The 5499-nt window shown below is 74.0% G+C and carries 4 protein-coding genes; 3 read left to right on the top strand and 1 reads right to left on the bottom strand.

What is annotated here, in order from left to right; translation table 11 throughout:
• Positions 1 to 53 precede the first annotated feature (53 nt).
• Positions 54 to 695 (bottom strand): hypothetical protein, encoded by a 642-nt coding sequence (locus ACFU53_RS46195; protein WP_384006200.1) that lies wholly within the window; start codon positions 693 to 695, stop codon positions 54 to 56.
• 659 nt (positions 696 to 1354) lie between these two features.
• On the opposite strand from ACFU53_RS46195, the gene ACFU53_RS46190 reads away from it, so the two are divergent.
• From ACFU53_RS46190 to ACFU53_RS46180, 3 genes are all read left to right on the top strand, one after another.
• The gene (locus tag ACFU53_RS46190; protein ID WP_384006198.1) at positions 1355 to 4774 is read left to right on the top strand and encodes a helix-turn-helix transcriptional regulator; all 3420 of its coding nucleotides are present in this window, start codon (positions 1355 to 1357) and stop codon (positions 4772 to 4774) included.
• 202 nt (positions 4775 to 4976) lie between these two features.
• Positions 4977 to 5105, top strand: a complete 129-nt coding sequence (locus tag ACFU53_RS46185; RefSeq protein WP_384006196.1) for a hypothetical protein — start codon at positions 4977 to 4979, stop codon at positions 5103 to 5105.
• Complete coding sequence (locus tag ACFU53_RS46180; protein WP_384006195.1) at positions 5074 to 5442, top strand: hypothetical protein; 369 nt, start codon at positions 5074 to 5076, stop codon at positions 5440 to 5442. Before ACFU53_RS46185 ends, ACFU53_RS46180 begins: the two co-directional genes overlap by 32 nt.
• Positions 5443 to 5499: the final 57 nt, after the last annotated feature.

The following is a 5499-nucleotide window of genomic DNA, read 5'->3' as shown; positions in this document are numbered from 1 at the left end:
GCCCCGGAGAGCGACTCCGGGGCGCCCGACCGGCGTCAGCGGCGGCTCGGCGGCTACGGCGCGATGTACGGCTTGACGCGCTTGCGGTAGTCCTCGGGACGGACCTCGTTGTAGTACTTGTCGGCGTCCTCGTCGTCCGAGGTGAAAATGTAGACAGGGCACTCGTCGGACTCGGCCTTGCCCTTGTACCCGTACTGCTCCTTGCCGGTGCGCGCCTCGACGACCCGCACCCGGTACGAGGTGTTGTACGTCCGGATCTTCAGCGGCTTGCCGTCGGCCTCCATGTCGCAGACCTTGCCGGTCGCGGTGGCCTTGGTGCGCTCGACGCAGACGACCAGCTCCGCCTCTTCCGGCTTGTCCTCGTAGCCGAGGAACCAGCCCTTGGGGAAGTCGCCGTCCACGGGCACGCTGCTCGTCCAGCCGTCACCGGCGCTGTTCATGAGCTGCGCCGGGTGCACGGTCTTCTTCGTACGGTCGTAGGCCGGGAGCCCCTCGAAGCCGAGCCCGTCCGTGCAGACCCGCTCCAGGTCCTGGGTGGTCACCGGCACCTCCGGTTCGTCCGCGGCGGCACCGGCCGACGACGACCCGCCACCGCTCCCGGCCCCGGTGGTTCCCGAGGTTCCGGCGGATGACGAACACCCGCACAGGACCACGCCCAGCACTCCGGCGGCGACCCAGATCCGGGCACGCTGCATGACGACCTCCCTGCCGAAAGAAAAAGAAGCAGGCAGGGCATGTTCCCCCGGGCCATGCCCTGTCCCCCCTGCCCTGCCGAAACAGAAGCGTGCCGGAAGCCGGGCCCCCGGGTATCGGGGAAGATCCCCCATGTAGTTGTGCGACCGTTCCTGTGGACTGAGCGGGGGTGAGCCCGTTCAGCCGCGCGCCCCGAACGGTCCTGGGCGAGCTGGTCCCCGGCGTACTCGACCCCGGGGCGGCGACACACCTCCTGTGCGTGGTCCGGGCCCGGGAGGCCCCCGCGGCCGGAGGCCGCTGATGGACACAGCCCTGCACGACCTGGCCACACAGGTACAGCCAGAGGCGACGGAGAGGCCCTGAACCATCCTCTGGTGGAACAGGGGCCCCGCACGCTGACGCCGTACCTCGCGTCCCAGATCGCACGATTGCGCTGTCCCAAACAGCCCAGGGCGGCGCAAGCCCGGAAGCCGACCATCACACGATCGAGCCAATTCGGCCCCGTACGCACTCCTTGGCAAGCAGCTAATACCCCTGTGGAACTGGGGGCTACCCTGTACGCGCCTCGAAGGCGCTTTCGAGGGGTGCCCGGCGGGGGATGTCGTACGGGGGCGTACGAGGGTTGCCACCACCATCCCGACAGGGCGCAGGGGGCCTGGAGTTGTCGTCGTTCTCTTCGGTGCCGTCGTTCTCGTCGTTCTCGTCGCTGTCGTCGCCCGCTCTGGTCGGCAGGGAAGCCGAGCGGGGCCTTCTGGCGGCTGCGGTCCGGGCGGCCCGGGACGGGCGGGGTTCGTCGGTGTTCGTGCTGGGTGAGCCCGGTATCGGCAAGTCCCGGCTCGTCGAGGAAGCCGCTTCCGCCGCCGCTGACGCCGGGTCACGGGTCCTGCGCGGGCGGGCCGCGTCCGCCGGGCGCGCGGTGCCGTTGCGTCCGCTGGCGGAGGCGGTGTTCTCGGGGTTACGGGGGGACGGGGCGCCCTCGGGCGGGGACCTGGGCCTCTACGAGCCGTTGCTGTCCCGGCTGTGCGGGCTGGCACCGCAGGACGGCGCACCGCTGGTCGGGTACGCCGAGGCGGTGCTACGGCTCCTGCACGTCCTCGGCCGCGACGGCGGCTGCGTCCTGGTACTGGAGGATCTGCACGACGCGGACGCCGACACGCTCGCCATCGTCGACTATCTGACGGACAACCTCTCCGGTCAGCGGGCCGTCCTGCTGGCCACCCTGCGCGGGGAGTCCGGCCCGGCGCTCGGCCTCGCCGAGGCCGCCACGTCCCGTCGTACGGCCCGTACGGTCCGCCTCGCCCGCCTCGGGCCGGCCGGCACCGCCGAGCTGGCCGCCCGGTGTCTGGGCCACGACACCGCCGAGGACGTCCCGGCGGCGGTGCTCGACCGGCTGCACACCGTTTCCGAGGGCGTCCCCTTCGTGGTGGAGGAGCTGCTGCGTGCCATGGTCGACGGCGGCGGTCTCGTCCGGGAAGGGGACTCCCGTTGGACGGTGACCGGCTCGCTCGACGCCGGTGTCCCCGCCACCGTCGCCGCCGCCGTCCTCCAACGCGTGGACCAGCTGCCACCGCCCGGCATCGCCCTGCTGGAGGCGGCGGCCGTCCTCGGCCGACGCTTCCCCGTGGACATCGCCGCCCGCGCCGCGGGCCTGGACCACGCCACCGCCCTCACCCAGCTCCGGCGCGCGGCCCATGCCCACCTCGTCTCCGGCGCCACCACCCCGTCGGACCCCGGCTGGCACACCTTCCGCCACGCCCTGACCGCCGACGCCATCACCCGACGGTTGCTCCCACCGGAACGAGCGGCCCTCTGCCTGGCGGCGGCGGACGCGATCGAGGCGGCGAACGGGGTGAGTGGTGAGAAGGCAAGGCGTGAGGGGGCGGTTCTTGAGGAGGTGAGCCCTGAGGAGGCGAGCCTCGGCGGGGCGAGCCGCGAGGAAGCGAACCTCGGCGGGGCGAGCCGCGAGGAAGCGAATCTCGGCGGGGCGAGCCGCGAGGGAGTGAACCCTGCGGGGACGGGCCTCGACAGGGCGAGCCTTGGAGGGTCGCTCGTCGGCGGGGACGACCCGACACGCCCGGGCCCGTTGAGCACGGCAGACCTCGACGCGCCGGCCGCGCGGAAAGCCCGTGGCCACGAGCCGGGCGGCCTTCCCGTCCCACCTCCCCGTGGCGGCGAGGCAGTCGGCTCTCCCGGCCCCTCGTCCGCAGAGCCCGAAACTCCCCTCGCACTCGCCCCACCCGCCCCACCCGTTCTGCCACGCGACCCCCACCAACCGCTCGGCGGAGACGCCGGCGACGACCTTTACCGCCTCGCCGCGGAGCTGTGCGTCGCCGGCGGCCGGCCGGCGCGGGCGGCCGTGCTGCTCACGCGCGCCGGCCGGCAGGCGGTCGCGCGGGGCGCGTTGCTGACCGCGGTGGAACTCCTCGACCGGGGCCTGGAGTTGACCGCCGACACCCCGGACGCGCCGCCCGAGGTCGTGGCCCGGCTGCTGGAGGAACTGCTCGGCGCACTGGTCCTCACCGGTGACGTACGGCGCGTGCCCGAACTCGGGGACCGGCTGGACCGCGTCCTGACCGTGTGGGGCGCGCCGTCCGCCCGGCGAGCGGCGGGCTTCCTGACGCGGGCGCGGGCCGCGGCGACCGCACAGCAGTGGGAGGAGGGCCTGACCGCCGTACGGCAGGCGAGGGACCTGCTCGGCGACACGCCCGACCCGGCGTCCCGCGCCGCCCTGGACGCGGTCGCCGCCCACCTGGTGCTCAACTCGCGGCGCCCGGACCGGCTGGAGAGCGCCCACGCGCTCGCCGAGGGCGCCGTCGCGACCGCCGAGGAGGTGGGGCTGCCGGAGGTGGCGTGCAAAGCGCTGAACATGCTCGGGTACTGCCTGCGGCCCCGGGATCTCGGCGAGGCGGAGGACGCGTTCGCCCGACTGGTCGCCACCGCCGAGACCCACGCGCTGCCGGTCTGGCGGATCCGTGGCCTGCTGGAACTGGGTGTGCTCGACCGGCTCCGGTTCACCGGCACGGACCGGCTGCTCGCCGCGCGCGGGGCCGCCGAGGAGACCGGGGCGGTGCTCATGACGGCCTGGGCCGACATGCATCTGACCCTCGCCCACATCCTGCGCGACGAACAGGACCGGGCGACGGAGTCCGCGCGTCGCCTCCAGGCGACGGCCCGCAGACTGCGGCTGCGCGAGGTGGAGCTGATCGGCGCCGGCGTGGACGGCATCATCGCCGCATCGCTCGGGGAGCGGGAGAAGCTCGACGCGACCCTGCGCACCCTGGAGCGCGCGCTCGCCGGGCGGAGTGCCGGGGCACTCTGGGGCTACGCCGACACCTCCGTGTGGGGCTGGGCCCAGGGCATCTGCTCCCTGCTGCGGGAGGAACCCGACCGCGCGCTGGCCGAGTTCACCGAGGCGGACGGCGTCATGCGGGCTCTGCCCAGTACCCGTGGCGTCACCGGCTTCCTCGGCCCGTACCTCCTGCTGCGCACCCTTCGCGGCGCGACCGACTGGGCCGAACTGGACGGCCCCGGCACCGAACGGCTCACCCAGGTCCACTGGGACCGCCCCTTCGCCGGCTGGTCCCGGGCCGTCCTGCTGGGCCGCGAGGGCCGGGCCGCCGAGGCCGCCAAGGCGGCGGAGGAGGCCCTGGCCGGGACCGCCGCCATCCCCCTGGCCGCCCACCTCTGTCTGCGCCTGGGCGCCCAGGCCGCACTCGCCGACGACTGGGGCCGGCCCGTCGAATGGCTGCACGCCGCCGAGCAGTTCTTCCACGAGCGGGGCACGACCCGGGTGTCGGCCGCGTGCCGGGCCCTGCTACGCGACGCCGGCTCCCCCGTGCCGCGCCGCCGCCGGGGCCACGACACCATCCCGCAGGAACTGCGGCGCGCGGGGGTGACCGCCCGGGAGTACGAGGTCCTGCGCCTGCTCGGCGCCCGCCTCGGCAACCAGGAGATCGCCGAGCACCTCTTCCTCTCCCCCCGCACCGTCGAAAAGCACCTCGCCAGCCTCCGCGACCGCACCGGCCGCCCCGACCGCGCCTCGCTGATCGCCCTGGCCAAGCGGTACGCGGACGAGCAGTGACCGACGGGGGGTCGCAGGACGGGCGGCCCACCCATGGGACCCCACAGGCCCGTCGGACCCCACAGGCCCGTCGGACCACACAGGCCCAGCGGACCCCACAGGCCCAGCGGCCCCCGTCGGACCCCCGCGGGCCAGACGCCTCCCCCGGACCGTCACAGCCCCACCCCCGACCGCAGCCCAATTGGGGGCAGTCCGGACGGGAGTGACCGCGAACTCGGCCTTCATCAATGTCAACGCCGACACGGGCAAGGACAACCGGCTCACCATCACCGCTTCCGGCGCCAACGTCGTCAAACTCGGTGACCTGCCCCCGTCGGCACGCGGACGATGATCATCCAGACGGGGGACCTGAACGACTCGGTGCTGCTGCAGACCAGCTGCGGGCCTCGATCTACGGCCAGACCGGCAACGACCAGCTCCACGCGCTGGGCACCGGCCTCCGCGCCGTCCTGGGCGGCGCCGAGGGGGGGGACGACAGCCTGTACGGCGGATCGGCCGACGACGACCTCGTCGGCGGCACGGGCAACAACACCGTGGTGGGCGGCGCCGGCAACGACCGCATCACCGCCCAGGACGGCCTGGGCGGCAACGACTACTCCGACGGGGACCTCGGCAGAGACGTCTGCGTGAGCGATGTCGGCGACAGGGAATTCTCCTGCGAAGACTGACGACACGCCAGCCCGCGTCGGCCCCTCAGCCCCTCGCCCCCTCGGCCCCTCTGCCGC

Origin of the sequence: Streptomyces sp. NPDC057474, from assembly GCF_042802555.1 — a bacterium.
Classification (GTDB): Bacteria; Actinomycetota; Actinomycetes; order Streptomycetales; family Streptomycetaceae; genus Streptomyces.
This window is presented reverse-complemented; position numbering and strand designations above follow the sequence as displayed.